The following is a 24,538-nucleotide window of genomic DNA, read 5'->3' on the forward strand; positions in this document are numbered from 1 at the left end:
CCAGTCTTGTTCGGGCCGAGCGTGTCGAAGCCCGTTTCCTGAGCGTCAGCGCCCCTGTTCTCGCCACTCGGCGAGCAAGGGCGGGTGGTCGGTCAACTCGGGTGTGCCTCGGCCTCGGCGAGGGCAGAGGGGGCTTCCGCGTCAGGGCGCCTGCCGCCCTTCAACTCGGCCAAGCGGGCGAGGACCTGCGGGACGATCTTGTCCGCGGTCAGCCCGAAGTGATCGTAGAGGTCCGCGGCAGGCGCGCTCGCCCCGAAGCCGTCGAGCCCGAAGTGAAGCCCCTTGGCCATGGTCAGGCGCTCCCAGCCGAAGGTGGTCCCGGCCTCGATCGACACCCGAAGGATCTGCTCTGGATCGGCGCTCGGAAGCACCTGCTCGCGCCACGACTCGTCCTGCGCCTCGAACCGGCGCCAATTGGGCAGGCTGACGACCCGCGTTGCCACTCCTTCCCCGTCGAGCCGCCCGGCGACCTCGAGGGCAAGTTCGACTTCCGAGCCGGTGGCGATGAGGATCACCTTGGGATCGGCCGCGTCCTTGAGGACATAGCCGCCGCGGGCCGACAAATTCTCCGCGGCCGCTTCCAGCCGGAACGGCTTCAAATTCTGCCGCGACAGGCACAGCACCGAGGGTCCGTCCTGCTTGAGCGCCGCCGCCCAGCATTCGGCGGTCTCGACCGCATCGCCCGGGCGCCACACCTCGAGGTTGGGCATCAACCGCAGGCTCATGATGTGCTCGACCGGCTGATGGGTCGGTCCGTCCTCGCCGAGCCCGATCGAATCGTGGGTCATCACATAGACGACCCGCGCATTCTGAAGCGCGCTCAGCCGGATTGCCGGCCGACAATAGTCCGAGAAGACGAGGAAGGTGCCACCATAAGGGATGACGCCGCCGTGCAGCGCCATGCCGTTCATCGCCGCGGCCATGCCGAACTCGCGGATGCCGTAATAGACGTAGCGGCCCGAATAGTCGTCGGCGGTGAGCGGCCCGGTCGCCTTGGTCTTGGTGTTGTTCGACCCCGTAAGATCGGCCGAGCCGCCGATGGTGGCCGGAACCGCGGTGTTGATCACCTCGAGTGCCATCTCGGACGCCTTGCGGGTGGCGACCGTCGGCGGGCTCGCCAGCAGCGCGTCGAGATAGGGGGCGAGCCAGCGCTCGTCGGCCTCGCCCGCCATGCGCCGATTAAACTCGTCGGCCTTGCCGCTCGCGGCAAGCCTCTTCTCCCATGCCGCCCGCTCGCCCGCGCAGCGCTCGCCGGCCTTGCGCCAGGCCGAAAGCACGTCGTCGGGAATGGTGAATTCGGTCGCGGCAAGGCCCAGTTCCTTCCGCGCGGCCTCGACCTCGGCCTTGCCCAGCGCCGCGCCGTGAGTCGCCGACGTGCCCTGCTTGTTGGGCGCGCCGTAGCCGATGATGGTCTTGCAGCGGATGAGGCTCGGCCGGTGGTCGGCGATCGCCTTCTCGAGCGCCTGCGACACCTTGCCCGCATCGAGGCCATCGCACTCGACGGTGTGCCAGCCGCACGCGGCATGGCGCGCCATCACGTCCTCCGACCGGCTGAGATCGGTAGCCCCGTCGATGGTGATCTTGTTGTCGTCCCACAGCACGATCAAGCGGCCGAGGCGAAGGTGCCCGGCAAGCCCGACCGCCTCGTGATTGATGCCCTCCATCAGGCAGCCGTCGCCGGCGATGACGTAGGTCCGGTGGTCGACCAGCTCGTCGCCGTAGATGGCGTTCAGGTGCCGCTCGGCGATCGCCATTCCGACCGCGGTCGCAAGTCCCTGCCCGAGCGGGCCGGTGGTAGTCTCGACCCCGGGCAGCTCGAAATTCTCGGGGTGGCCGGCGCACGGGCTGTGGAGCTGACGGAAGCGCCGGATGTCGTCCATCGTCGGCCGCTCGTAGCCGGTCAGGTGGAGAAGCGCGTAGATCAGCGTCGACCCGTGCCCCGCCGACAGCACGAAGCGGTCGCGGTCGGCCCAGTGCGGGTCCTTTGGATCGAACTTCAGGTGGCGGGTGAACAAGGCCGTCGAGGCATCGGCCATGCCCATCGGCATTCCGGGATGGCCGGAGTTGGCGGCTTCCACCGCGTCCATGGCCAGCGCCCGGATGGCATTGGCGAGACGGCGCTGGGTGGGCTGCATCGGGGCTCCGCTGGCAAGTGACGGCACCGCACCGGATTGGGCGGCACCGATGATGCGGCCCCTTTGGGCGGTGAGCCGTTGAGCGTCAACACCCGCGCCTCCTTGGCAAGGGGTGTTTGCGGTCATAGGTCAGGACAATGACACAAGAGGCACTGGAAGTGGCACTGACGCGCGCCGAGCGAGCCCTCGCGCGGGTCGAGCGGATGGCCGAGCATGCGAGCAATCGCGGCGAGGGCGAGGAGCGGCTGCGGGCCAAGGTCCGCGCCGCCATCGCCGAGCTCGACTCGATCATCAGCAAGGTGGAGGCCTGAGGCATGGCCGAAGTTGACATCAACATCGCCGGCCGTCACTACAGGGTCGCCTGCCGCGACGGCGAGGAGCAGAACCTCAAGCGCGCCGCCGAGATGGTGGACGCCAAGAGCCGCGAGGCGCTCGCCGGGCTCGGCGCTCTGTCCGAGAGCCGCCAAATGCTGTTCGCATCGCTGCTTCTGGCCGACCAGCTGATCGAGAAGAAGGGCGTTCAGGCGCCGCCGCCGACCATGCCGCCCGACCCCCAGGTCGTGCGCCGGGTCGATGCGCTCGCCGAGCGACTCGAACGACTCGCCGGTCACCTTGAGAAAGAGGCCGCAAGCGCCTAGATAGGAAGCGACGGGCACTGCCTGGCACGCGCTTGAGAAATCCCTGAGGCTATTCCCGATCCATGGGGGCTGTCCCTGGCTGGGCCCTGGCCCGGCACATATGGTTCCCACCTGACGTAACAGGCGTCAGTGGATTACAGAGCATCGACCTCATGGTGGTCCCGTCACCCTCCCCCTTCGCGCCACCGACCGACAAGGCCGGGCTTCGTGCCCGGCTCCGGGCCGAGCGGCGCGCCTATGCCGCGAGCCTCGCGCCCGAGACCCGCGTCGCCCTCGAGGCCGATCTCGCCGCGGCGCTTGAGCCGCTGCTCTTCGCCGCCCGCGTGGTCGCCGCCTACCAGCCGATGAAGGACGAGATCAGCCCGCTGGCCGCTCTCGCCCGCGCCTCCGCGCTCGGCAAGGTCACCGCCCTCCCCGCCTTCGCCGCACGCGATGCCCGGATGACCTTCCGCAGCGGCGAGGCGAGCCAGCCCGGCCCATGGGGCCTGCTCCAGCCGCCACTCGACTCGGCTCCCGTCACGCCCGACCTCGTGCTCATCCCGCTGGTCGCCTGCGATCCGGACGGGAACCGCATCGGAATGGGCCAGGGTCACTACGACCGGGCGCTCGAGGGCCTTCGCGGCAGCGCCCGGCTGGTCGGAATCGGCTGGGACTTCCAGCTTCTCGACCAAGCGGTTCCGGCCGACCCGTGGGACCAGCCGCTCCATGCCTTCGCCGCTCCGTCCGGCCTCAAGGAATTCGCCCGATGACCCATGAAGAGCAACCCCGCCCGCGGCCCACCGCCGCCGTCTTCATGATCCTCGGGATCATCGCGATATGGGCTGGGCTGGTGGTCTCCATCTCGGACGTGGTGGCTCGCTGGCCAGCGCTGGTTCAGCTGCTTTTCTATATCGTCGCCGGCATCATCTGGATCTTGCCGCTGCGACCGATCCTGCGCTGGAGCGAGACCGGGCGTTGGCGGGCCGACCCCCCGCGACCTTGAAATTTCGGACTGGTTTAGCTACCTCATACACTCTTCATGACCGCTCTGACCTTTTCTTCCGACCGGCTCGCTCCGGTGCATCAGGCCTTGGCCATGCTTCGCGCCAACCCGCGCGAAAGCGCGGGCGCGGGCCTGCTGGCACTTGCCGCCTGCCTGTCGGTGGCCGCGGTTGCTAACGAGCGCGCCGCCAGCCCATCGACGGGCTCGAGCGCTGCCGTCACGACCCCTGCCGTGCAGGACCTTACGCCCTTCGCGGTGCGCCAGGTCGCGCCCGAGGAGGCGCTGAAGCTCAACGCGGCCTTGCCGCTCGCCAGCGGTCCCAATCCGGCCGCGGCGCCGTTCGTCCTCAAGACGGACGCCAAGACCTACGCCCGCGCGCTCGAGTGCCTCAGCCAGGCGATCTACTACGAAGCCGCGCGCGAGAGCGACGAGGGCCAGCGCGCGGTCGCGCAGGTCGTGCTCAACCGGATGCGTCATCCGGCTTATCCCGCCAGCGTCTGCGCGGTGGTCTACCAGGGCGCCGAGCGGCCCACCGGCTGCCAATTCAGCTTCACCTGCGACGGCTCGCTCGCCCGAGCCCCGATGAAGAGCTATTGGGACCGTGCCCGCCGCTTCGCGAACGAGGCGCTGCAGGGCCATGTCGTCGCCGAGGTCGGCAACGCCACCCATTATCATGCCAATTACGTGCTGCCCTACTGGGCTCCGACGCTCACCAAGAATGCGGTGATCGGCGCGCACATCTTCTATCGCTGGGCGGGTGGCTGGGGCCAGCCGGCGGCGTTCGCGCAGAAGTGGGCGAAGCGCGAGTCCGATCCCTGGGCGTTGCGCAGCGCCGCGCTGGCCGCCGAGGCCCGCTTCGCCGCGCTTGCGCCCAACGTGCCGGTCACCGCGGAGCAGGAAGCCGTCCTTGAGGCCAAGCGCGAGCTTCCGCCCGAACTCGCCAAGCTGGTCGAGGCCGAGATCGGCGCTGCCGGCGAGACCCGCGTTGCGCTCAAGATCCCCGCGCGCCGCGAGATCGAACGCCCGGCCCCCGCGCCTGCGTCGGTCAGCCTCAGCTGGGGCCTGACTGGAAGCGATGCGGCGGGACAGGCTCCGCTCGGCAAGAAGGACGAGCCCGCCACTGCTGCCACCGCGGAGGCCGGCACCCCGGCCGGAGCCGCGCAGTAAGCGCCAGCCGCGCGAGCGGGCGACGCCTGGCACAGACGTGCCGCGCTACTCTACCGTAGACGAGCCTTGCCGGTCATGGGATTTCCTCCGCCCTGCCGATTGCCTTGACTTGAGAACTTGAGGATCGACCTCGAATCCGCATGATCGAACGCCATCGATCGGAACCGTGCGCATGCGCAGGGACACGTATGAGGGATCATCTCCGTCGTCGAAAAGCGACGGAGAGAATGGCGCGAGTGACGGGGCTCGAACCCGCGACCTCCGGCGTGACAGGCCGGCGCTCTAACCAACTGAGCTACACCCGCGTTCGGTGTGGGCGGCCAACTAGGGGACCCCCGGGGATGCGTCAACCGCCTTTCTGTGCGGAGGCGACGGTTCCGGTGGATGGCGGCGGGTCGGGCGCCGCCGCATCCTCCTCTTCCTCCTCGCCGGCATGCGTCAGCGTGCCTTGCTCGAACAGGAATCCGGCAATGTCGGGCGTGCCCGCGGCGGCGAACACGGTCTTGAGGATGATCAGCAGCGGAATGGCCAGGAGCGCGCCCGTCGTGCCCCACACCCACGCCCAGAAGCTCAGGGAAAGCAGGATCAGCAGCGGATTGATGTGCACCCGCATGCCGACCACCAACGGGGTGATGGCGTTGGCCTCGACCGTATGCAGCCCGATGAAGATCAGGGGCGGGATGATCGCGGTCCACGGGTCGGGGAAGCTGATCAGCCCGCCCAGCGCCAGCAGCAGCGCCGAGGCGATCGGCCCCAGATAGGGAATGTAGTTCAGCACCGCGACGATGCCGCCCCACATCAGCGGGCTGTCCATCCCCATGTACCAGACGATCCCCGCGACGATCGTCCCGAGGAGCACGTTGATGAGGGTGATGGTGCCAAGATAGGTCGACGTCGCCGCGACCACCTGCTGGATCACCCGGGCGGTGGTCAGCGCTCCCTCGAAGCTGCCGCGGCTGGTGATCGTCGACTTGCGCATCGCGGTCCAGCCGGAGAGAAAGAAGAAGATCACGAGCAGGGCGAAGAACAGCTGGATCAGCGCGTGCGGCGCCGAGCTCGTCAGCAGGTCGAACATCGAGTTCGGCGTCTCGAGCTGCACGGTCCTTGTGTTGCCCGGGCCGGCGCTCGGAAGCTGGTTGAGGATCCGATCGACGAACCGGTCGAGGTTCTTGACGAGATCGAGCAGCGGCTCGAGCGCCTCGCGCACCCGGCCGATCCGTTCGGGCAGAAGCGCCACCCAGTCGATCGCCGGGATGACGATCGACAGCAGGGCGAAGGCCATGACCGCAAGGAACACCAGCACGCAGGTGAACGCCGCCAGGCCCGGCGGAAGCCCGCGCCGCTCGAACCATTCGAGCAGCGGGACCAGCGCGATCGCGATCACCAGCGCTGCAGTGACCGGAAGGAAGAATTCGGCGCCAGCTCGAAGGGCGAAGGGAATGGCAAACAGCAGCCCGATGCCGGCGATCAGGGTGAGCGAGGCAAGCAGCCGGTCTCGCTTGATCGTGATATGCTCGGCGATGACCGCCGCTTCGTCCTCGGGAGGTTCGGGCAGTCTGGCGGGCGCATCCATTGCGCCATCCTAGCTACTGGCGGGGGGCGACGCCAGCAGCACGAAGGTGCGGTCCGAGCCGGCCGCTGACAGCAAGGAAGAACATCCGGAAGTCGCTCGCCAGGCTCCACAGCGGATAGGTGAAGGTCGCGGGCCGGTTCTTCTCGACGAAGAAATGCGCGAACCAGGCGAAGCCGTAGCCCGCCAGCGGCATCGCCAGCGCCCACCAGCCGTTGCCCGTCAGGAGGAGCGCGAGGGCGGCCGCAAGCACCAGCGTGGTCCCGACATAGTGGAGCGCCCGGGTCCGGACGCCGCTATGCTCGCGCAAATAGTGGGGCCAGAATTCCGCGAAGCTCTTGCAGGTGCGTTCCGCCATGGCCGGCAGACTAGCTCGGCGCCCGATTACCCTCAACCCGGTCGGATGGCGGCAGCATCGAGCCGGTCTGGCGTTCGCCGGTGACCCGCTCGACCGCGAAGCCGGCAGTCAGGCCATGAACGATGGTCGACAGCAGGATGGTGCAGGCGATGATCGCCCACAGCTCATATTCGTTGGTCAGCTGCACATGGTGCCCGGCATAAGCCAGATAGTAGATCGAGCCGATCCCGCGCACCCCGTAGAAGGCGACCACCAGCCGCTCCCGCCCGGCAAGACGCGTCCCGGCCAGCGACAGCCACGCGGTCACCGGCCGGATGACGAGGATCAGCACGCCGGCGATCAGCAGGTTCGCGGGGGTGAAATGCGGCCACAGGATCGGCAGCGACGCTCCCAGCGCGACCAGCAGCAGCGAGGTCAGCGCATGCTCAAGCGATTCCGAGAAGTCGTGCAGGCGGCGGTGGAAGTCGTGCCCGCTTTCCGAGCGCCGGAGAGTCAGCCCGGCGACGAAGGCGGCGATGAAGCCGTAGCCCTCGACCAGCTCGGTCGCGCCATAGGCGAGCAGCACGCCAGCGAAGGCGATGACGCCGCTTTCGGTCCGCGACAGGGCATTCTCGCGCGGCCAGTCGAACAGCAGCTTGCCGAGCAGCCAGCCGACGCTCGCCCCCGACAGCACACCGACCACGATCCGGTAGAGCATGTCCTTGGCCAGCCACTCGCCCGCCATGCCGAGCGTCAGCCCGCCCGCGGTCGCGACCAGGATCCCGAGGTGGACGAACGGGAATGCCAGACCGTCGTTGAGGCCGGCTTCGGTCGTCAGCGTGAAGCGCACCGGATGTTCGCCGCCCTCGCGCGGCGGACCTACCTGGACGTCGCCTGCCAGCACCGGATCGGTCGGCGCAAGGATCGCGCCGAGCAGAAGCGCCCCGGCGAAGGTCAGGCCCGCCGCCCACCAGCCGAACAGCGCCAGCGTGCCGATGCACAGGGGCATGGCGATGATCAGAAGCCGAAGGGTCGGCATCCACTGCGCCCGCTCGATCAGGCGATCGATCCGCAGCCCGGTCCCGAACAGGCCGACGATCACGCAGAGTTCGGCGGTGACTTCCCAGGCTCGCGCCTGCGCAACCGGGTTTAGGGCCTCGCGCACCGCCGGAAAAGGCAGAAAGGCGAGAAGACCGGCGAGGATCAGCAACGCCGACGCGGCGGGCTCGCGGCCGGACACGAAGCGCGGCAGCCAGAAGGCGACCAGGATGGCCAGCCCTGCTCCGGCAAGGATGATGTGATAGGTTTCGAATCCGAACATGTCGGCCCCTTAACCCGCGACTGCTTGTTTCGGGTGCGGCGTCGCCCCCGCGGGCTGTCTGCACATGCAAAAGGCCGCCTTCGCAAGCGATGACGGCCTTTCGTCCTGTTCGATCCTCGTCAGTAGGCGGCGGCGTGCCCATGCTCCGATGCCTTCGGATCATCGCCGAAGCGATTGGGTCCGTTGGTACCGGGCAGCGCCATCACGACGAGCATGAAGACGAACAGGGCCAGCAGCAGCAGGACACCGATCCCGATGCTCGCCATCCCGCCGCCACCGCCGCTCGCAAAGCCGGTCACCATGAGAACCCCCAACCCAATTCCACCCAGCACTGGGGCAAGGACCCACAATCCGGTCATGTCCCGATCGTGGAAGCGACGCGCCATCGCCGCCAGCAATGGAATGAAGGTGATGAGAGTCCACAAAAGGGAAACGTAGGGCGGACTTGCGTCTCCTCCGCTGATTGTCGCGTCGATGAGATTGGCGACTACGCTGCCGATGATCGTCAAGAGATAGAACCACCAGAACTCGGAACGACGTGCGCGACCGCTGAACGTGGCAAATTTGCGAAACGGCGTCAGTGCGTAATCAATCGGCGACATGAAGCTTTCCCCCTGATGAGTGGCGAAGGCTAACAGCGCGCAATCACGGCGCAACTCATTTCATTGCCGTACTTGTGCCCGCCAGTATCTCGCTCGGATCGTCAATGCTCACCGGCATCAGCCACGGCGGGAGGACGCCTGAGCAGCCCGTACCACAGCAAGAAGAGGGCAAGCCCTGCGCCCCCGACGGCAGCAAGGGCAATCAGGACCTCCACGCTCGGCGCGCCCGCATAAGCATAGCGCCCACCGGCCGCTCCGAACGCGAGCCAGAAGGCTGCGACGGCGGCGATCCTCGGCGAGGCGAACCGCTTGAAGATGAAGTTGGCGATCGCGCCATGAAGCGCCGTCATCACCAGCGCGCTCACGAAGGCACCGAGGATCGTCATTGCCGCAGTCTATCGCGGCAAGAAGTGACCGCAAGGCCGCGCGCCGCGGTCGTCACTAGGATTTCGGAAGTGGTGCCCCCGGTCCGACTCGAACGGACACGTCTCTCGACAACCGATTTTGAGTCGGTCGCGTCTACCATTCCGCCACGGGGGCACGCCGGGCGCTGCTAGCCCAGCCGGCCGGGCTCTGCAAACGGACTCCTAGTTGCGCGGCGTCACCCGCCGATAGCTCAGCGCTTCGGCGACGTGGATGCGGCCTACGCCTTCCGCGCCGGCGAGGTCGGCGATGGTCCTCGCGACCCTCAGCACCCGGTGGTAGCCGCGGGCCGACAGCCGCATCGCCGCCGCCGCGTCGGCCAGCAATCGCCGACCGGGCTCGTCGGGAGTCGCCACCTCGTCGAGCAGCTCGCCGTCGGCCTCGGCATTGGTGCGCGGACCATGGCCGTTGAAGCGCGCGCCTTGCACCGCCCTCGCCCGCGCCACCCGCTGTGCCACCGCTTCGCTGCCCTCGGCCGGCGGCGGCAGCGATAGGTCGGCGGCGCTCACCCCCGCGACCTCGACATGAAGGTCGATCCGGTCGAGCAAGGGTCCCGACACCCGGGCCTGATAGTCGGCAGCGCAGCGCGGCGCTCGGGCGCAGGCCAGCCCCGGATCGCCGAGGTCGGGTCCGCCGACCGCCGGCTCCGCCTCGCCGATGGGCGGCGCCGGCAGCAGGGTCGTGCCGCGCAGATGCGCGAGCAGGCCGAGAAGGTCGGGCGCGGCAAGCACCTCGACCTCGCCCGCCCATGCCGCCTCGGGCCCCTGCGCGACCGGGCAGATCAGCCCCTTGCCCTCGCCCGCAGCATGGAGCGCCGCAAGCAGCACGCCGGGCGAAGCGGCGATCCGACCGTCGAGGCAGAGCTCGCCTACCGCGACATAATGGCTCAGCATCTCGGCGTCGGTGGCGCCCACCGCCGCCAGCAGCGCGAGCGCGATCGGCAAGTCGAAGTGGCTGCCTTCCTTGGGCAGGTCGGCGGGTGACAGGTTGACCGTGATGACCTTGGGCGGAAGCGCCAGCCCGATCGCGGTCAGCGCCGCGCGGACCCGCTCGCGGCTTTCGGCGACCGCCTTGTCGGGGAGCCCGACGATGACGAAGCGGGGAAGCCCGGTCGAGAGCTGGACCTGCACCTCGACCGCCCGCGCCTCGAGCCCGAGGTAGGCGACGGTTCCCACGGTCGCGACCATCAGGCGCGCCCCCCGGGCACCAGCAATGACTGGAACAAGCGTCCCCCTAGCTCGGCCTGGCGAGACTATTCCGGACGACTTTCGGAGGCAAGGGCAAGCCCTTGCCGCACCGTCTTACCGCCCTACATCACTTCGCATGACCTTGTCGGACCGCCTGGCAGCCCTCCGCGACACGCGGCTTGCGCAGACCGCCATGTTCGTCCTCGGCCTGCTCCTGCTGTTCGTGGTCGCGCCGCTGGCGAGCCCGCTGCCGGGTCCGGGCGGGCTGCTGATCGCCGCGGCCGGCCTGACGCTCGTCCTTCGCACCAGCCTGTGGGCCAAGCGTCACTATGTCCGCTTCAAGCGCTGGCAGCCGCGCGCCGGGGGTTGGTTCGACTGGGGCCTGCGCCGCGGCAGCGCCCGTCGTCGCAACGCGCTGGTCAAGGAGCGCGAACGCCAGCAGATGCCACCGCCGCATTGCATCGAGCGGACCGACGATCCACTGCCCAAAGCGGGTCTCGAGCTCAGCCCGATCGACCCGACGCCGACCGAAATCCAGCGCGTTCCCGAGGCCGACCGGCATTGACTTGCGCGCCCGCCTCCACTAACGGCCCACCCCATGCAAAGCGGCTGCCCTTCGTCGGCAGCCCTTTTTGTTCAAACATCAAGGCAATGAGCGATGAAGCGCACTTTCCAGCCCAGCAATCTCGTCCGCAAGCGGCGTCACGGTTTCCGCACGCGCTCGGCGACGGTGGGCGGCCGCAAGGTGCTGGCGGCGCGCCGTGCTCGCGGCCGCAAGAAGCTCAGCGCCTAGTCACCTTACGAAAGCGCGCGGACTTCCTGGCAGCCAATGCCGGGAAGCGCGTCGCCATGCCCGGCTTCGTCCTTCTGGTCCGCCCGCGCGGTGACGACCGGGACGTGAAGCGCGTCGGCTACACCGTGACCAAGAAGATCGGCGGCGCGGTTGTTCGCAACCGCATGAAGCGGCGCCTCCGTGCGCTCGCGGCCGAGCTCCTCCCCGCCTATGGCATCAGCGGTGCCGATCACGTCCTGATCGGACGCGGCGGCGGGATCGAGCGCGATTTCGGCCAGCTCCGTGCCGAGCTTGCCAAGGCACTTCGCAAGGCGTCGGCATGATCGCCCGGCTGCTCATCCTGATCGCCCGCGGCTGGCAGCTCGGCCCGTCCGCAATCCTTCCGCCCTCCTGCCGTTTCCAGCCTTCCTGCTCGGCCTATGCGATTACCGCCTGGACGCGCTATGGGGCGCTCCGCGGCAGCTGGCTCGCGCTTCGGCGCATCGGTCGCTGCCATCCCTGGGGTGGCCAGGGCCACGACCCGGTACCCTGACGAGGATCTGACCCGAAGTGACCAACGACACGCGCAATGGTAGCGATACGCGCAACATGATCCTTGCGGTGGTGCTTTCCGCACTGGTGCTGCTTGGCTGGGGCTATCTCTCCGACCGCTTCATGCCGGCCAACAAGCCGAACCCCACTCAGACTGCCACCAAGGCGGCGCCGGCGGGCGCTCCCGCGGCCGGCACTGCCGCGCGGCCCGACAATGCCACCAACCGGCCGACGATGAGCCGCGCGCAGGCGATCGGCAGCGTCCCCCGGGTCCGCATCGTCACCCCGAGCGTCGAAGGCTCGCTCAGCCTCCAGGGCCCGCGCTTCGATGACCTCCGCCTCGTTCGCCACATCGGCACCCAGGAGCGCGACGCGGTGCCGACGCGCCTGCTGAGCCCGGCCGGCGCGCCCGGCGCCTATTTCGCCAGCTTCGGCTGGATCGGCCAGGGCGTCCAGGCGCCCGATGGCAACACCATCTGGCAGGCCAGCAGTCGCGAGCTCGCGCCCGGTCGCCCGGTGACGCTGAGCTGGACCAATCCCACCGGCCAGCGCTTCGAGATTCAGGTCGCTGTCGACGACGCCTACCTCTTCACTATCACCCAGCGGGTGGTGAACGCCGGCACCGGCCCCGTCGCGGTCCGCCCCTATGGCGTGCTCAGCCGCTCGGGCCGCTCGGCCGACCAGGACGGCTGGACCCACCATGTGGGCCCGATGGGCGTCTTCAACGGAGCCGCCAACTACGACATCAACTACGGTTCGCTCGACGAGGCCGGCCCCGCGGGCGAGAAGATCGCCACCAGCGGCGGCTGGCTCGGCTTCACCGACAAATATTGGCTGACTGCGCTCGCTCCGGCCGGCGACACCCGCTTCGACGCGACCCTGCGCAAGGGCGCGACCGGCAGCTATCTCACCGAATATGAGATGGCGCCCAAGGTCGTTGATCCGGGTCAGGCCGTGACCAGCACCACGCACCTCTTCGCCGGTGCGAAGGAAAAGCAGATCCTCGATCGCTACGAGGCGTCGGGTTCGGTCCCGAACATCGCCCGGTCGATCGACTGGGGCTGGTTCCGCTGGGTCATGCTGCCGATCTTCTCGCTGCTGCTGTGGCTGTTCCACACGCTCGGCAACTTCGGCTTCGCGATCATCGCGCTGACCTTCATCGTCCGCCTGATCATGTATCCGATCTTCGACCGCCAGTTCCGCTCGATGGCGGCGATGCGGGCAGTGCAGCCGAAGATGAAGGAACTGCAGGAACGTCACAAGGACGACCGCACCAAGATGCAGCAGGAGCTGCTCGAGCTCTACAAGCGCGAGAAGATCAACCCGGCCGCCGGCTGCCTCCCGATCTTCCTCCAGATCCCGGTCTTCTACGCCCTCTACAAGGTGCTGACGGTGACCGTGGAGATGCGCCACCAGCCTTTCGTCGGCTGGCTCAAGGACCTTTCCGCGCCCGATCCGCTAACCCCGGTCAACCTGTTCGGCCTGTTGCCGTTCGATCCCCCGGGTCTGCTGCACCTCGGCGTGCTGCCGATCCTGCTCGGAATCACCATGTGGCTCCAGTTCCGCCTCAACCCGGCGCCGATGGACGAAGTCCAGAAGCAGATCTTCTCGATCATGCCTTGGGTGATGATGTTCGCCATGGCGCCCTTCGCGGCTGGCCTGCAGCTCTACTGGGTGGTCTCCAACCTGCTCGGCATCGCGCAGCAGAAGTACCTCTATTCCAAGTATGACGCCGAGAAGATCGCGGCCCGCCAGGGCGCGGTGGTGAAGACCTGATGGACGACGCCCCCGATCTTCTCGAACGGGCACGCAAGCTGTTCGCCGGGCCGGTCGACTTCCTCAAGTCGGCCCCCGGGCTCGAGTTCCTGCCCGATCCCGACGCGCCCGAGATCGCGTTCGCCGGGCGCTCCAATGTCGGCAAGAGCTCGCTGCTCAACGCCATCACCGGGCGCAACAAGCTGGCACGGACCTCGAACACCCCGGGCCGCACCCAGGAACTGAACTTCTTCGACGTCGGCCAGCCGCTCGCGCTGCGCCTCGTCGACATGCCCGGCTACGGCTTCGCCGAGGCGCCGCGTGACATGGTCAAGCGCTGGCGCTTCCTGGTGAACGACTATCTGCGCGGGCGCAGCGTCCTCAAGCGCGCGATCGTCCTGATCGACAGCCGCCACGGGGTGAAGGCGGTCGACCGCGATGTCATGGACATGCTCGATGCCGCTGCGGTCGGTTACCGCATCGTCCTCACCAAGGCCGACAAGATCAAGGCGAGCGAGCTTGCCGCCGTGCTCGAGGCGACCCGCGCCGAGGCTTCCAAGCGCCCGGCCGCCCATCCGCTGCTGATCCCGACGTCGAGCGAGAAGGGCATGGGCATCGCCGAAGTCCGCGCCGCGGTGCTGGAAGACTCGCTGATCTGAGCCATGGGGCGGTCGCCCGAGCTTGACCCGGGGCCTGCCTTCCTTTCTCGACAAGACAGGCGGATGCCGGATCAGGTCCGGCACGGCGATTACGGAGAATTCATGCTCAAGCTCGTTCTCGGCAACAAGGCCTATTCCTCCTGGTCGATGCGTGGCTGGTTAGCGCTTAAGGCGTCGGGGCTCGAGTTCGAGGAGCTGGTGGTCCCGCTCTACAATGGCGACTGGGACGAGCGCCGCGAGGGCGACGAATTTGCCCCCTCCTCGGGCAAGGTGCCGCTGCTGTGGCATGACGAGACCGTTGTCTGGGACAGCCTCGCGATCATCGAATATTGCGCCGATCTCACCGAGCGCTCGATCTTCTGGCCCGAGGACCTTGCCGCCCGCGCCATGGCCCGCTCGATGGCCGCCGAGATGCACTCGAGCTTTGCCGCCCTGCGCCGCGAATGCCCGATGAACGTGCGCCGCTCGGTGCCCCTGCCCGACCTCAGCGAGGAGACGGTCGCCGACATCAACCGCATCCTCGTCCTGTGGGCGCAGGCTCGTGCCCGCCATGGTGGTTCGGGGCCCTACCTGTACGGCGAGTGGAGCGCGGCCGACATGATGTATGCGCCGGTGGTCACGCGCTTCCTTACCTATTCGATCCCGGTCCCGCCCTTCGCCCGCCAGTATATGTCGGACGTCCTCAAGCAGCCCCATGTCGCGCAGTGGATCGACGCCGCGCAGGACGAACCCTGGGTCATCGAGCAATATGAAGGCTCGCAGGGAACCGCCTGACCCGCCGTTCGCTCGTCGGGCATGCGTTTACTTACCGTTGTCGTCGCCCTTGTTTCCCTTTCCGCCTGCGTGACCGCTCCGAGGGAGCAGATCGCGGACTCCCTCAGCAGTTACGGCCTCGACCGTCCTCGCGCCGAGTGCATCGGAGGCAATCTCCAGGCCGACCTCTCGGTTGGCCAGCTCCTCCAGCTGTCCCGCGCGGCGCAGGCGTACCGGCAGAATGATTCCGATCCGTCGCGCCTCGGGCTCGATGACCTCCTGAGGGTCAGCAGCCAGCTCAAGGATCCCGCCATTCCCATCGCCATTGCCAAGGCGAGCGGCCGCTGCGGGATCGTCCCGACGGGCTTCACCGCCCTGCTCGGCGTCGTCCGAGGCTGACTTCAGCTTTCGGGCTGCAGTCGATATTCCCCGCTCGCGTTGTCGAGCCGCATCCTGGCATCGGGATAGTGGCAGTCGGTCGCGTTCGGCCGCCCGATCGCGACGAAGCGGCACGGTGCCGTCCCCTCGTTGATGAGGTGATGGCCGTCGGGGACGCCTTTGGGGAATGCCGCGACGTCGCCTGCGCGAAGCAGCGTCCGGTGCCCCTCCTCGACCAGCATCGCCTCGCCCTCGAGCATCACGACCAGTTCGTCCTCGCCCTCGTGCCAGTGGCGCTGGCTCGACCAGGCGCCAGGCTCGAGGGTCACATGGCTCGCGCCGAAGTCGACCAGCCCCGCGGCGGGCGCGAGCCTGCGGTACCAGCGCCCCTGCACCGGCCGGTCGTGCGGCGGCGGGTAGCCGGTCGCATTGGTCGCCTCGATCGTTTCCAGGTCCAGTTTCGGCATTGCGTCCCTCATGCTAGCGCTTGCGGCCATGTCCCTTATCGATCCCGTCGACCTCGCCGCCAAGCTCATCTCGGTGCCCTCGGTCACCCCCGCCAGCGGCGCCGTCTTCGACCTGCTCGACGAGGCGCTGACGGGCGTCGGCTTCGCCGTCCACCGCTTCATCCTCGGTGAGGCGCCCGACGGGCCGACCGAGAACATGGTCGCGATCCGCGACCGCGGCCCGGGACCCCACGTCAGCTTCGCCGGCCACCTCGACGTCGTTCCCGCCGGCGAGGGCTGGACCGGCGACGCCTTCACCGCCCGGATCGAGGATGGCCGGCTGTTCGGCCGCGGCGCCAACGACATGAAGAGCGCCATCGCCGCCGCCGCCGCCGCCGCTTCGGCGATCGACCAGCGCTCGGGTACCCTCTCCTTCCTCATCACCGGAGACGAGGAGGGCTATGCGACCTGGGGCACGCCGCGAATCATCGACTGGCTGAACGAGCGCGCCATCCGCCCCGACATGATCCTGATCGGAGAACCGACCAGCGAGACCGCGCTCGGGGACACCGTCAAGATCGGCCGCCGCGGCTCGGTCAACCTGTGGCTGACGGTGCGCGGCGTCCAGGGTCATGTCGCCTATCCGCACAAGGCCGACAATCCCGTGCCTCGCCTCGCGCGCATCTGCGCCGCGCTGGCCGACCTCCACCTCGACGACGGGACCGAGGCATTTCCCCCCTCGAACCTCGAGTTCACCGCGCTCGCCACGCCGACCTCGGCCAGCAACCTCATTCCGGGTGAAGCGACCGCCCAGGCTAACATCCGCTTCAACAACCTGCATGACGGCGAAGCGCTGATCGACCTCGTCACCCGGACCGCGCACGCGATCGATCCCGCTTGCGAGGTTCGGGCACGGATCTCGGGCGAAGCCTTCCTGACCCCGCCGGGCACGCTCTACGACCTCGTCACCGCCGCCATTCGCGAGGAGACGGGGATCGCCCCTTCCCTGTCGACCGGCGGCGGGACCTCGGACGGCCGCTTCCTCATCAAGCTCTGCCCGGTGGTCGACTTCGGCCTTCCCAACGCGACCATGCACAAGGTCGGCGAGAGCGCCGGGATCGAGGACATCCGCGCTTTGTCGCGCATCTACCGGCGGGTGTTCGAAGGCGGCCTGGCGCGCGCCTGAGCGGTCAGGCGGCGCTGCGCCCTACCCGCGGATGCGCCTGCGCATGGCTCGTCCAGCGCAGGAATTCCTCCTCCATCATCGGCTCGGCGAAGATGAAGCCCTGGATCGTCTCGCAGCCCATGGCCCGCAGGATGTCGGCCTGCGCGACCGTCTCGACCGCTTCGGCGACGAGCTCGCACTCGACCCCGCGCACCAGCTGGACGACCGCCTGGACCACCACTCGAGCCTGCTCGCTGGTCGCGATGTCGTCGATCAGCGAGGGGTCGAGCTTGACCCGGTCGATCGGCAGCTGGCGGAGCCGCGCGATGTTGGAATAGCCGGTGCCGAAGTCGTCGATCGCGATCGCCGCACCGTCGGCGCGAAGCGCGGCGATCTCGGCCAGCACCGAAGCCGGGCACTCCATCGCGGCGCTCTCGGTGAACTCGAGCTCGATCCGGTCGAGACCGACATGCGCCTCGGCGAAGATCTGCCGCAGCCGGGCAAAGAAGTCGGCGCGCTCGAGCTGGCGCGGGCTGACGTTGAAGGCGACGCGGCGAAGACCGCCATCCTCGCGCTCCCAGCTGGCGATCATCGCCGCCACCTCGGCCATGACCCAGTCGCCGATATCGTTAATGACCCCGCACTGCTCGGCGACCGGGATGAATTCGTTGGGCGAAACCAGCCCACGGACCGGATGGTGCCAGCGGAGCAGCGCCTCGGCGCCGGTGACGGTACCGTCGTGAAGGCTGAGCTGCGGCTGCAGCGCGAGCACGAACTCGCCCCGCTGCACCGCGTCGACCAGTGCCTTCTCGGTTTCCAGCCGGGTGCGATGCTCGGCGGCGAGCGCATCGTTGAACAGGCAGTGCTGGTGACCCCCGCCGGCCTTGGCGCGATACATGGCGATGTCCGCCGCCTTCATCAGTTCCTCGACGCTCCGGCCGTGGAGCGGCGCGAGCGCGACCCCGACCGACGCGCCGATGTCGACGCTGTGGCCCTGGAGTTCGAATGGCTCGCCGATCGCGAGCACGACCCGCCGGGCCAGCCGCTCGGCTTCGGCCGCGGTTCCGACCTGCGGGAACAGCAGGGTGAATTCGTCGCCCGCCAGTCGCGCCAGCAGCGGCCGTGCGGACGAAGTGGTGGTCTCGCTGTTGACCACCACCCGCAGGCGGTTGGCGACCATGACCAGCAACTGGTCGCCTCGGGCATGGCCGAGGCTGTCGTTCACCGCCTTGAAGCGATCGAGGTCGACGAACAGCATGACCGACAGCCGATCGCTCGCCTGGGCAAGAATGCGCTCGGCTTCGGCGCGGAAATTGAGTCGGTTGGGCAGGCTGGTGACCGGATCGTACATTCCCAGCGCATGTGCATTGTCGATCGAGCTGCGAACCTCGGCGAACAGGCTGTCCACCGCCGCCGCGACCTTGGGCATGGTCCGTTGGACGAGCTCCGGGGTCGGGCTGGTGAGATCCCCCTCCTCGACCGCCAGCAGCCGGTCGCGAAGCGCCGCCAGCGCGCGCGCCCCCTCGCTGTTGGGACGCTCGGAAGCGACATAGCAGACGATAAGGCAGAACAGGCCCGCCATCACCGCCGCGGCGATCTGCTGCGGGAGCTGGGTGATCGAGAGAAATGCGTAGAGCGAGAAGATGAACGACGCCACGCCCGCCAGTCCTGACAGGAGCATGTTGCTGATCTTTTGGGCGGTCCCCACCTTCATCGCGGGGTCGATGGTTAAGGCGGGGTAGTTAAAAAGCCGTGTAGGCGCGCCGCTCAGCGACGAAGGATGAGGTAGAGGCTACCGCCCCCGCCGTGCCGGCGATGGGCATTGCGCACCGCCGCGATCTGCTCGGCATGGCGCGACACAGCCAGCCAGTCGTGGACTGCCGCGCGGATCTTGCCGCGCAGCACCGGCGGCTCGCCCGGCCGGTGATGCCCCGTTACCAGCAGGAGCACCCGGTCGCCGGCCACGATCGCCCGCTCGAGCGCCATATCGAGAGCGTCATAGGCGCGGTCGAGATTCATCCCGTGAAGGTCGAGCGTCCGGTCGACCGGGACCGACCCGTTTTTGAGCCGGCGCTCCCAATGGCCATCGAGGTTGCCGTGGATGGTCGTTCGCCGCGGCTTGGCCACAGGCTGCACCCGCGCCGGCGGGACCCGGCCCTTGGCCTTGGCCGGGGGGAGTTCGGCAATCGCGGCCGACACTGCCGCGATGTCCGGTGCGAGCACCGCCGGCGCCCGCACCTGCGGTTCGCGGCTCAGCGGATTGATGGTGGCCGCGACCCGCGACCAGAGCGCCTGCTCTTCAGGGCTGAGGGGACGCACCGACCGGCACCTGCTGCTGTGCCTGAGTGGCCGTTTCCCGCGCGCGAGCCGCCGCCAAGCTGCCCTTGGGCAGCAGCAGCAGGGCGCTGCCCTTGGCCGCCATTCCGCCGGCGATCCGGGTCGCCTCGACGCCATGACCCCAGAAGGTGTCGAACCGGTTCGAGCCCTTGATCGCTCCGCCCGTGTCCTGCGCCACCCACAGGCCATTGGCCTCGGGCCGGTCGACCATCAGGAAGACCGGTGCGCCGAGCGGGACGAACAACGGATCGGCCGCGACGCTGCCGCGCCCGGTCACCGGCACGTTCATGGCCCCGAGCGGGCCCGGCCCGGTCAGCTCGCGGAAGAAGATGTAGGACAGGTTCTCGCGCATGATCGCGCGGCCCTCCTCGGGGTTGGCGCGAAGCCAGGCCACGATGTCCTGCATGCTGGTGCCGCCCGGCTGGAGGATCCCGCGCTCGCGCATGATCCGGCCGATCGCCTTATACTCGCGGCCGTTCTGGTCGGCATAGCCGAGCCGCATCTCGCCGCCGTCGGGCAGCCGCAGCCGCCCCGAGCCCTGTATCTGCAGGAAGAACAGCTCGATCGGATCGGCTGCCCAGGCGAGTTCCAGTCCCTTGTTGGCGAGGACCCCGTCCTCGATCGCGGCGCGGTCGTGGTAGAGGACGCAGGCTCCCGTCTCGTCAACTCGGCCGCGGCCGGTCTGGCCATCGGCGCGGGTACAGCGCACGAGGTCGGGCGGCACGCGGTAGATCGGCACCATCGCGCCGGGTTGCTGGACTCGCGCACCGGCCAGTTCGGGCTCGTAATAGCCGGTGGCAAAGGCCTTGCCGTCGTGGACCTGGACCCACTCGAAGCGCTGCTCGAAGAAATTGCGCGCGGCGGCGGGCGCAATCGTGGACGCCTCGGTGCACAGCGCCTGCCAGTCGGCACCGACCGTCAGCCCCGAGGCATCCTTGCGGCGCACCAGAACCGGGCAGGAGATGCGGAAGGCGGCGAGTCCGCGTTCGGCCTGCTCCTGGCTGATGGTCCGCGGCGCGGTGACGAAGGTCGCGGCCTCGATCGCGCGGCGGGGACCTGGCGGCGGTACCGGGACCGGGGCCGGGGAAGGCGTTACAACCACCGGCGGCGAAGGTGTCTCGACGACAGGCGGAAGCGGGCGCGTGGCGCAGGCGGCCACCGACAGGCCGAGCAGCGCGACCAGCGCTTGGGAGCGAAGCTTCACTATTCTATTCGTCGTCGGTTTCGATCAGGACCCAGTTCGGATCGCCCGAAGCCAGGTCGCGGCGGAAGGTCCAGCGATCGCGCGTCTGGACCGCGTCGCTGAGCGATCCGGCGAGCACGTTGCCCTCGGCATCGCGGGTCACCGCGGCGATATCGGCCTCGAACCGGACCGTCAGAGTCGCCACCTTGCCCGTGACGCCCGCCTCGGCGATCAGCGCCTGCTCGACCGCGATCAGCCGATTGTCGAGCCGCTGGCCCGCGGCCTCGCGCTCTGCGATCGCTTCGTCGAACGCGCCCGCGATCTCGGGATCGAGGAAGGAGCGCACCTCGTCCAGCCGGCCCGCCCAGAAGGCTTCCAGGATCATCCGGTATGCAGCCTGCGCGCCCTCGAGGAAGCGGGCGACGTCGAAGCTCGGATCGGCCGCGAGCAGCGCACGCACGCCGGGTCCGGCGGTCGGAAGATATGCGGTGTCGAGCGGCTCGGCGCTGGGCTGCTGCGCGGCACCCGCCATCGCCGGCGCCGGCACCGCACGCCCTTCGGCGTCGGCCGGCTTCAGCGACAGCTGCTGCTCATGGCCCGTGCGCTCGCCGAGCACGCTGTACAGCTTGAGCCCGATGAATAGGGCGACCAGCGCAAGGATGATGACTGCAACCAAGGAACCGCTTTCTCGTGTCTGACTGTCGGGATGCTCAACGCTCTACATAGGCGCACAGGTCCCCGGCTTCAAACCCCGGGCTTTGGCCGTCCTTCGCGCCATTGCACCGCTTCGGCGCGGCTGCTAGTCGCCCGCCCGAACCCGAGTGGGACCGCATCAGCTTGTCCCGCCACTCCTTTTAGCATGGTTAAGGGCAACACTGATGGCCGCTTCCGATCCGACCGACCTGGCTCCCAACGGCGCGGATGCCGCGTCCGACGCTCCGCAGGTCGCGGCGCTCGCGCAATATGTGAAGGACCTGTCGGTCGAAAACCCGTCGGCCCCGCAGGTCTTCCAGTGGAACGAGCAGCCGCAGCTCGACGTGCAGTTCAACATCGCGGTCAACAAGATCGCCGACGAAGTGCATGAGGTCGTGCTCAAGATCGACGCCTCGGCCCGCTCGGCCCAGGGCGTCCACTTCGTCCTCGACCTTAGCTACGCCGGCATCTTCGGCCTCCGCAACCTGCCCGAGGAGCAGCTTCCGGCCTTCCTCCTCGTCGAGGCGCCGCGGCTGCTCTTCCCGTTCGCCCGCCAAGTCGTCGCCTCGTCGATCCAGGATGCCGGCTTCCCGCCGCTGATGCTCGACCCGATCGACTTCGCCAGCATCTACATGAGCCAGGTGGATGCCGCGCAGCAGCAGGCCGCCACCGGCGACCAGCCGCAGGCCGAGCCGACCATCCAGTAGCATCGAACATCCTCCTCCCCCGCCGGGAGGAGGCCGCCCGCAAGGGCAGTGGGGGAGTGGCGCACCGATGAATCTCCTCAAGGCCACCGGCACGATCGGCGGGCTGACCATGGTCAGCCGGATCCTCGGCTTTGCCCGTGAGATGCTGATGGCGCGGATAATGGGCGCGACCGCCGCGACCGACGCCTTCCTGCTCGCCTTCCGTCTCCCGAACACCTTCCGCCGGCTGTTCGGCGAAGGCGCGTTCAGCGCCGGCTTCGTGCCGCTCTACGCCCAGCGCCTGCAGGGTGAGGACGGCGAAGCCGAAGCCCGCAAATTCTCCGAGGAAGTGCTCGCGGTCTTCCTCCCGACCCTGGTCCTCTTCACCCTCTTCTTCCAGCTCATCATGCCGGCCTTCGTCGCGGTCTGGTCGGGCTACAAGGGCGAGCAGTTCGACCTCACCGTCCTCCTCACCCGCATCACCTTCCCCTACCTCATTCTGATCAGCCTGGTGTCGCTGTGGGCGGGCATCCTCAACAGCCTGTCGCGCTTCACCGCGGCCGCCTTCGCCCCGGCGCTGCTCAACCTGTGCATGATGGTGGCGCTGATCATCTTCCCCCAGGGCGGTGCCTTCACCGCCTTCTGGCTGGCGGTCGCGGTCACCATCGGCGGTGTCATCCAGCTCGGGCTGCTGATCTTCGCCGCGGTCCGCGCCGGCGTTTCGCTGCGCCTGCGCAGACCCCGGATCACTCCCGGCGTGAGGCAGTTCCTGGTCGTGGTCATTCCCGCCACGCTGGGCGCGGGCGTCTACCAGATCAGCGCCTTCATCGACACCTTCTTCCTCGCGCGCGCCGGGGTTGGGGCGCAAAGCTGGTTCAACTATGCCGACCGCTTCAACCAGCTTCCGCTGGGCGTGATCGGAGCCGCGCTCGGCACCGCCATCCTGCCGCAGATCAGCCGCTTCGTTGGCGCCAACGAGCCCGACAAGGCCGCGCATGTCCAGGCCCAGGCGCTCGACCTCGGCATGTTCCTGACCCTTCCCGCAGCGCTCGCCTTGTGCGTCGTCTCGGGCCCGCTGATCAGCGCGCTCTACGGCGGCGGCGAATTCACCGCGCGCGACGCCTCGGTGACCGCGACCGTCCTTTCGATCCTCGTGCTCGGCCTGCCCGCCTACGTGCTGGTCAAGGTGCTGACCCCCGGCTTCTATTCGCGCCAGGACACCGCGACCCCGGTCAAGACCGCGGGCGTGGTGCTGCTCGCCAACGTCGTCCTCAACTTCGCCATCTGGGGCGCGACGTCCGACCCGCTCCTGCGGGTTTACGGACTAAGCGCGGTGGTTGCTATCACCAGCTGGCTCAACTGCCTGATCCTTTACGTCGTCCTCCACCGCCGCGGCCACTTCCGGGTGCCCGGCTGGCTTGCGAGCCGGGTATTCCGCCAGCTCGTCGCGGGCGCCGTCATGGTCGCCGCCCTGCTCGGCCTTGAGTGGCTGCTGGCCGACTGGTTCACCGGCAGCCTGACCAAGCAGTTGCTGTCGGTCGCAGCCCTCGTCGGCGGCGGCATGGCGATCTACTTCCCGCTCTGCTGGGCGATCGGCGGAGTTGACCGCCAGGCCTTCCGCGAGCTCCTCGCCCGCAAGAGACCCGCCGCCAATGCCTGACGCCCCCGCCGCCGCCATTCCCGTCACCCGCGTCGTCTCGGGCATCCAGCCGACCGGCAACCTCCACCTCGGCAATCTGCTCGGCGCAATCCTGCGCTGGGTGAAGATGCAGGACGAGGCGCCCTGCCTCTTCTTCCTTGCCGACCTCCATTCGCTCAGCGACCACATTCCCGCCGAGACCCGCCTCGCGCAGGTCCGCTCGATGGCCGCAGCGCTGGTCGCGAGCGGGATCGATCCGCAAAAGGCGATCCTCTTCGCCCAGTCGGACGTCCCCGCCCATGCCGAGCTCTGCTGGCTCCTCAACGGCACCGCCCGCATGGGCTGGCTGCACCGGATGACCCAGTGGAAGGACAAGTCGGGCAAGAACAAGGAAGGCGCCTCGGTCGCGCTGTTCGACTATCCCGTCCTCCAGGCCGCCGACATCCTCCTCTACCAGGCCAGCCACGTGCCGGTCGGCGAGGACCAGAAGCAGCATATCGAGCTCACCCGCGACATCGCGATTAAGTTCAACCAGGATACCGGCACCGACCTCTTCACCGTGCCCCAGCCGTTCATCGGCGGGGGCACCGCGGCGCGCGTCATGTCGCTGCGCGACGGGTCGGCCAAGATGAGCAAGTCCGATCCCTCGGACATGAGCCGGATCAACCTCGTCGACAGCGACGAGGAGATCGCCGCCAAGATCCGCAAGGCCCGCACCGATCCCGAGCCGCTGCCCGGCGACCCCGAGCTCCTCAAGGAGCGCCCCGAAGCCCGCAACCTCGTCGGCATCATGGCCGCCGTCACGAACGAGAGCGAAGCCGCGGTTCTTGCCCGCTTCGAAGGCCAGGGCTTCGGCGCCTTCAAGCCCGCGCTCGCCGACGCTCTGGTCGCGATGATCGCCCCGATCCGCGCCCGCTTCAACGAGCTCGAGCGCGATGTCGCTGCCCTCGATCGCATCCTCGACGACGGCGCCGCCCGCGCCAACGCGCTGGGCCAGCCCACCCTTCTCGCCGCCAAACGCGCCCTCGGACTCTCGCGTCACTGACCGTAAATCGTTCGCCCTGAGCGAAGTCGAAGGGCCTCGGCGCAGACGTGCTTCGACTTCGCTCAGCACGAAGGAGCCTGGGCGCGAAATTCGCTTCACCGCTGCTGCCGCTC

At 68.5% G+C, this 24,538-nt stretch carries 28 protein-coding genes, 2 tRNA genes and 1 pseudogene; 17 read left to right on the plus strand and 14 right to left on the minus strand.

Annotated features, from left to right (window positions below):
* Positions 1–92: 92 nt before the first annotated feature.
* Positions 93–2,135 carry a transketolase gene (tkt, locus tag ABD727_RS10070; RefSeq protein ID WP_344707280.1) on the minus strand — a complete coding sequence of 681 codons (2,043 nt, stop codon included), beginning with the start codon at positions 2,133–2,135 and terminating at the stop codon, positions 93–95.
* 137 nt (positions 2,136–2,272) lie between these two features.
* On the opposite strand from tkt, the gene ABD727_RS10075 reads away from it, so the two are divergent.
* The 5 genes from ABD727_RS10075 (at position 2,273) to ABD727_RS10095 (ending at position 4,922) form a co-directional block, all read left to right on the plus strand.
* On the plus strand, positions 2,273–2,446 hold the full coding sequence (locus ABD727_RS10075; protein ID WP_344707281.1) for a hypothetical protein: 174 nt from the start codon (positions 2,273–2,275) through the stop codon (positions 2,444–2,446).
* Between the two features lie 3 nt (positions 2,447–2,449).
* Complete coding sequence (locus ABD727_RS10080; protein WP_344707282.1) at positions 2,450–2,773, plus strand: cell division protein ZapA; 324 nt, start codon at positions 2,450–2,452, stop codon at positions 2,771–2,773.
* 152 nt (positions 2,774–2,925) lie between these two features.
* On the plus strand, positions 2,926–3,522 hold the full coding sequence (locus tag ABD727_RS10085) for a 5-formyltetrahydrofolate cyclo-ligase (protein WP_344707283.1): 597 nt from the start codon (positions 2,926–2,928) through the stop codon (positions 3,520–3,522).
* Complete coding sequence (locus ABD727_RS10090; protein WP_344707284.1) at positions 3,519–3,755, plus strand: DUF2842 domain-containing protein; 237 nt, start codon at positions 3,519–3,521, stop codon at positions 3,753–3,755. Before ABD727_RS10085 ends, ABD727_RS10090 begins: the two co-directional genes overlap by 4 nt.
* A 36-nt stretch (positions 3,756–3,791) precedes the next feature.
* A complete protein-coding gene (locus ABD727_RS10095) occupies positions 3,792–4,922 on the plus strand; it encodes a cell wall hydrolase (protein WP_344707285.1) in 1,131 nt (376 codons plus the stop codon).
* A 228-nt stretch (positions 4,923–5,150) separates the two neighbouring features.
* On the opposite strand, the gene ABD727_RS10100 is transcribed toward ABD727_RS10095, so the two are convergent.
* The 8 genes from ABD727_RS10100 to ABD727_RS10135 all read right to left on the minus strand — a co-directional run bounded on the left by ABD727_RS10100 (position 5,151) and on the right by ABD727_RS10135 (position 10,362).
* Positions 5,151–5,227, minus strand: a tRNA-Asp gene (locus tag ABD727_RS10100).
* Positions 5,228–5,268: 41 nt separating this feature from the next.
* Positions 5,269–6,495, minus strand: a complete 1,227-nt coding sequence (locus ABD727_RS10105; protein ID WP_344707286.1) for an AI-2E family transporter — start codon at positions 6,493–6,495, stop codon at positions 5,269–5,271.
* Between the two features lie 13 nt (positions 6,496–6,508).
* Complete coding sequence (locus tag ABD727_RS10110; RefSeq protein WP_344707287.1) at positions 6,509–6,850, minus strand: Mpo1-like protein; 342 nt, start codon at positions 6,848–6,850, stop codon at positions 6,509–6,511.
* A 10-nt stretch (positions 6,851–6,860) separates the two neighbouring features.
* Positions 6,861–8,150, minus strand: coding sequence for a cation:proton antiporter (locus tag ABD727_RS10115; RefSeq protein ID WP_344707288.1), 1,290 nt, complete (start codon positions 8,148–8,150; stop codon positions 6,861–6,863).
* A gap of 119 nt (positions 8,151–8,269) precedes the next feature.
* Positions 8,270–8,752, minus strand: coding sequence for a DUF805 domain-containing protein (locus ABD727_RS10120; protein ID WP_344707289.1), 483 nt, complete (start codon positions 8,750–8,752; stop codon positions 8,270–8,272).
* A gap of 101 nt (positions 8,753–8,853) precedes the next feature.
* Positions 8,854–9,138 (minus strand): hypothetical protein, encoded by a 285-nt coding sequence (locus ABD727_RS10125; RefSeq protein WP_344707290.1) that lies wholly within the window; start codon positions 9,136–9,138, stop codon positions 8,854–8,856.
* A gap of 70 nt (positions 9,139–9,208) precedes the next feature.
* Positions 9,209–9,292: transfer RNA gene (locus tag ABD727_RS10130), tRNA-Leu, on the minus strand.
* Between the two features lie 47 nt (positions 9,293–9,339).
* Positions 9,340–10,362 carry a magnesium chelatase domain-containing protein gene (locus tag ABD727_RS10135; RefSeq protein ID WP_344707291.1) on the minus strand — a complete coding sequence of 341 codons (1,023 nt, stop codon included), beginning with the start codon at positions 10,360–10,362 and terminating at the stop codon, positions 9,340–9,342.
* A gap of 136 nt (positions 10,363–10,498) precedes the next feature.
* On the opposite strand from ABD727_RS10135, the gene ABD727_RS10140 reads away from it, so the two are divergent.
* The 8 genes and pseudogenes from ABD727_RS10140 to ABD727_RS10175 all read left to right on the plus strand — a co-directional run bounded on the left by ABD727_RS10140 (position 10,499) and on the right by ABD727_RS10175 (position 15,252).
* The gene (locus ABD727_RS10140) at positions 10,499–10,927 is read left to right on the plus strand and encodes a hypothetical protein (RefSeq protein ID WP_344707292.1); all 429 of its coding nucleotides are present in this window, start codon (positions 10,499–10,501) and stop codon (positions 10,925–10,927) included.
* 93 nt (positions 10,928–11,020) lie between these two features.
* Positions 11,021–11,155, plus strand: a complete 135-nt coding sequence (gene rpmH, locus ABD727_RS10145; protein ID WP_085219331.1) for a 50S ribosomal protein L34 — start codon at positions 11,021–11,023, stop codon at positions 11,153–11,155.
* An 11-nt stretch (positions 11,156–11,166) separates the two neighbouring features.
* Positions 11,167–11,478: pseudogene (gene rnpA / locus ABD727_RS10150) on the plus strand (ribonuclease P protein component); the annotation flags it as partial.
* Positions 11,475–11,687, plus strand: coding sequence for a membrane protein insertion efficiency factor YidD (gene yidD, locus ABD727_RS10155; protein ID WP_344707293.1), 213 nt, complete (start codon positions 11,475–11,477; stop codon positions 11,685–11,687). The pseudogene rnpA and the gene yidD, both read left to right, overlap by 4 nt.
* 17 nt (positions 11,688–11,704) lie before the next feature.
* A complete protein-coding gene (gene yidC / locus ABD727_RS10160; RefSeq protein ID WP_344707294.1) occupies positions 11,705–13,462 on the plus strand; it encodes a membrane protein insertase YidC in 1,758 nt (585 codons plus the stop codon).
* Entirely contained in the window at positions 13,462–14,100 is a 639-nt protein-coding gene (yihA, locus tag ABD727_RS10165) for a ribosome biogenesis GTP-binding protein YihA/YsxC (RefSeq protein ID WP_344707295.1), read from the plus strand. Before yidC ends, yihA begins: the two co-directional genes overlap by 1 nt.
* A 102-nt stretch (positions 14,101–14,202) precedes the next feature.
* Positions 14,203–14,874 carry a glutathione S-transferase family protein gene (locus ABD727_RS10170; RefSeq protein WP_344707296.1) on the plus strand — a complete coding sequence of 224 codons (672 nt, stop codon included), beginning with the start codon at positions 14,203–14,205 and terminating at the stop codon, positions 14,872–14,874.
* Positions 14,875–14,943: 69 nt separating this feature from the next.
* Positions 14,944–15,252 (plus strand): hypothetical protein, encoded by a 309-nt coding sequence (locus tag ABD727_RS10175; RefSeq protein WP_344707297.1) that lies wholly within the window; start codon positions 14,944–14,946, stop codon positions 15,250–15,252.
* Positions 15,253–15,254: 2 nt separating this feature from the next.
* Here ABD727_RS10175 and ABD727_RS10180 read toward each other — a convergent pair whose 3' ends face one another.
* Positions 15,255–15,698, minus strand: a complete 444-nt coding sequence (locus tag ABD727_RS10180; protein WP_344707298.1) for a cupin domain-containing protein — start codon at positions 15,696–15,698, stop codon at positions 15,255–15,257.
* Between the two features lie 28 nt (positions 15,699–15,726).
* Between ABD727_RS10180 and dapE the strand changes: the two genes are divergently transcribed.
* Positions 15,727–16,863 carry a succinyl-diaminopimelate desuccinylase gene (dapE, locus tag ABD727_RS10185; RefSeq protein WP_344707299.1) on the plus strand — a complete coding sequence of 379 codons (1,137 nt, stop codon included), beginning with the start codon at positions 15,727–15,729 and terminating at the stop codon, positions 16,861–16,863.
* 4 nt (positions 16,864–16,867) lie between these two features.
* Here dapE and ABD727_RS10190 read toward each other — a convergent pair whose 3' ends face one another.
* The 4 genes from ABD727_RS10190 to ABD727_RS10205 are packed head-to-tail and all read right to left on the minus strand — an operon-like array spanning position 16,868 to position 21,038.
* A complete protein-coding gene (locus ABD727_RS10190) occupies positions 16,868–18,556 on the minus strand; it encodes a putative bifunctional diguanylate cyclase/phosphodiesterase (RefSeq protein ID WP_344707300.1) in 1,689 nt (562 codons plus the stop codon).
* A 53-nt stretch (positions 18,557–18,609) separates the two neighbouring features.
* Entirely contained in the window at positions 18,610–19,161 is a 552-nt protein-coding gene (locus ABD727_RS10195) for a Smr/MutS family protein (RefSeq protein ID WP_344707301.1), read from the minus strand.
* Complete coding sequence (gene mltA / locus ABD727_RS10200; RefSeq protein ID WP_344707302.1) at positions 19,142–20,383, minus strand: murein transglycosylase A; 1,242 nt, start codon at positions 20,381–20,383, stop codon at positions 19,142–19,144. Before mltA ends, ABD727_RS10195 begins: the two co-directional genes overlap by 20 nt.
* A gap of 4 nt (positions 20,384–20,387) precedes the next feature.
* Positions 20,388–21,038 carry a Tim44/TimA family putative adaptor protein gene (locus ABD727_RS10205; protein ID WP_344707303.1) on the minus strand — a complete coding sequence of 217 codons (651 nt, stop codon included), beginning with the start codon at positions 21,036–21,038 and terminating at the stop codon, positions 20,388–20,390.
* Positions 21,039–21,240: 202 nt separating this feature from the next.
* Here ABD727_RS10205 and secB point away from each other — a divergent pair, with 202 nt between their 5' ends.
* From secB to trpS, 3 genes are all read left to right on the plus strand, one after another.
* Positions 21,241–21,762: a protein-export chaperone SecB gene (gene secB, locus ABD727_RS10210; protein WP_344707304.1), complete on the plus strand. Its 522-nt coding sequence runs from the start codon at positions 21,241–21,243 to the stop codon at positions 21,760–21,762.
* A 67-nt stretch (positions 21,763–21,829) separates the two neighbouring features.
* A complete protein-coding gene (murJ, locus tag ABD727_RS10215; RefSeq protein ID WP_344707305.1) occupies positions 21,830–23,401 on the plus strand; it encodes a murein biosynthesis integral membrane protein MurJ in 1,572 nt (523 codons plus the stop codon).
* A complete protein-coding gene (gene trpS / locus ABD727_RS10220; protein WP_344707306.1) occupies positions 23,394–24,425 on the plus strand; it encodes a tryptophan--tRNA ligase in 1,032 nt (343 codons plus the stop codon). Before murJ ends, trpS begins: the two co-directional genes overlap by 8 nt.
* The last annotated feature ends 113 nt before the right edge of the window (positions 24,426–24,538 follow it).

The organism is Sphingomonas swuensis (genome assembly GCF_039538045.1).
Classification (GTDB): Bacteria; Pseudomonadota; Alphaproteobacteria; order Sphingomonadales; family Sphingomonadaceae; genus Sphingomicrobium; species Sphingomicrobium swuense.

Coding starts and splice junctions, on each gene's coding strand:
- tkt (WP_344707280.1), bottom strand. CDS start 2,135: ATGCAGCCCACCCAGCGCCGTCTCGCCAATGCCATCCGGGCGCTGGCC.
- ABD727_RS10075 (WP_344707281.1), top strand. CDS start 2,273: ATGACACAAGAGGCACTGGAAGTGGCACTGACGCGCGCCGAGCGAGCC.
- ABD727_RS10080 (WP_344707282.1), top strand. CDS start 2,450: ATGGCCGAAGTTGACATCAACATCGCCGGCCGTCACTACAGGGTCGCC.
- ABD727_RS10085 (WP_344707283.1), top strand. CDS start 2,926: ATGGTGGTCCCGTCACCCTCCCCCTTCGCGCCACCGACCGACAAGGCC.
- ABD727_RS10090 (WP_344707284.1), top strand. CDS start 3,519: ATGACCCATGAAGAGCAACCCCGCCCGCGGCCCACCGCCGCCGTCTTC.
- ABD727_RS10095 (WP_344707285.1), top strand. CDS start 3,792: ATGACCGCTCTGACCTTTTCTTCCGACCGGCTCGCTCCGGTGCATCAG.
- ABD727_RS10105 (WP_344707286.1), bottom strand. CDS start 6,495: ATGGATGCGCCCGCCAGACTGCCCGAACCTCCCGAGGACGAAGCGGCG.
- ABD727_RS10110 (WP_344707287.1), bottom strand. CDS start 6,850: ATGGCGGAACGCACCTGCAAGAGCTTCGCGGAATTCTGGCCCCACTAT.
- ABD727_RS10115 (WP_344707288.1), bottom strand. CDS start 8,150: ATGTTCGGATTCGAAACCTATCACATCATCCTTGCCGGAGCAGGGCTG.
- ABD727_RS10120 (WP_344707289.1), bottom strand. CDS start 8,752: ATGTCGCCGATTGATTACGCACTGACGCCGTTTCGCAAATTTGCCACG.
- ABD727_RS10125 (WP_344707290.1), bottom strand. CDS start 9,138: ATGACGATCCTCGGTGCCTTCGTGAGCGCGCTGGTGATGACGGCGCTT.
- ABD727_RS10135 (WP_344707291.1), bottom strand. CDS start 10,362: ATGGTCGCGACCGTGGGAACCGTCGCCTACCTCGGGCTCGAGGCGCGG.
- ABD727_RS10140 (WP_344707292.1), top strand. CDS start 10,499: ATGACCTTGTCGGACCGCCTGGCAGCCCTCCGCGACACGCGGCTTGCG.
- rpmH (WP_085219331.1), top strand. CDS start 11,021: ATGAAGCGCACTTTCCAGCCCAGCAATCTCGTCCGCAAGCGGCGTCAC.
- yidD (WP_344707293.1), top strand. CDS start 11,475: ATGATCGCCCGGCTGCTCATCCTGATCGCCCGCGGCTGGCAGCTCGGC.
- yihA (WP_344707295.1), top strand. CDS start 13,462: ATGGACGACGCCCCCGATCTTCTCGAACGGGCACGCAAGCTGTTCGCC.
- ABD727_RS10170 (WP_344707296.1), top strand. CDS start 14,203: ATGCTCAAGCTCGTTCTCGGCAACAAGGCCTATTCCTCCTGGTCGATG.
- ABD727_RS10180 (WP_344707298.1), bottom strand. CDS start 15,698: ATGCCGAAACTGGACCTGGAAACGATCGAGGCGACCAATGCGACCGGC.
- dapE (WP_344707299.1), top strand. CDS start 15,727: ATGTCCCTTATCGATCCCGTCGACCTCGCCGCCAAGCTCATCTCGGTG.
- ABD727_RS10190 (WP_344707300.1), bottom strand. CDS start 18,556: ATGAAGGTGGGGACCGCCCAAAAGATCAGCAACATGCTCCTGTCAGGA.
- secB (WP_344707304.1), top strand. CDS start 21,241: ATGGCCGCTTCCGATCCGACCGACCTGGCTCCCAACGGCGCGGATGCC.
- murJ (WP_344707305.1), top strand. CDS start 21,830: ATGAATCTCCTCAAGGCCACCGGCACGATCGGCGGGCTGACCATGGTC.
- trpS (WP_344707306.1), top strand. CDS start 23,394: ATGCCTGACGCCCCCGCCGCCGCCATTCCCGTCACCCGCGTCGTCTCG.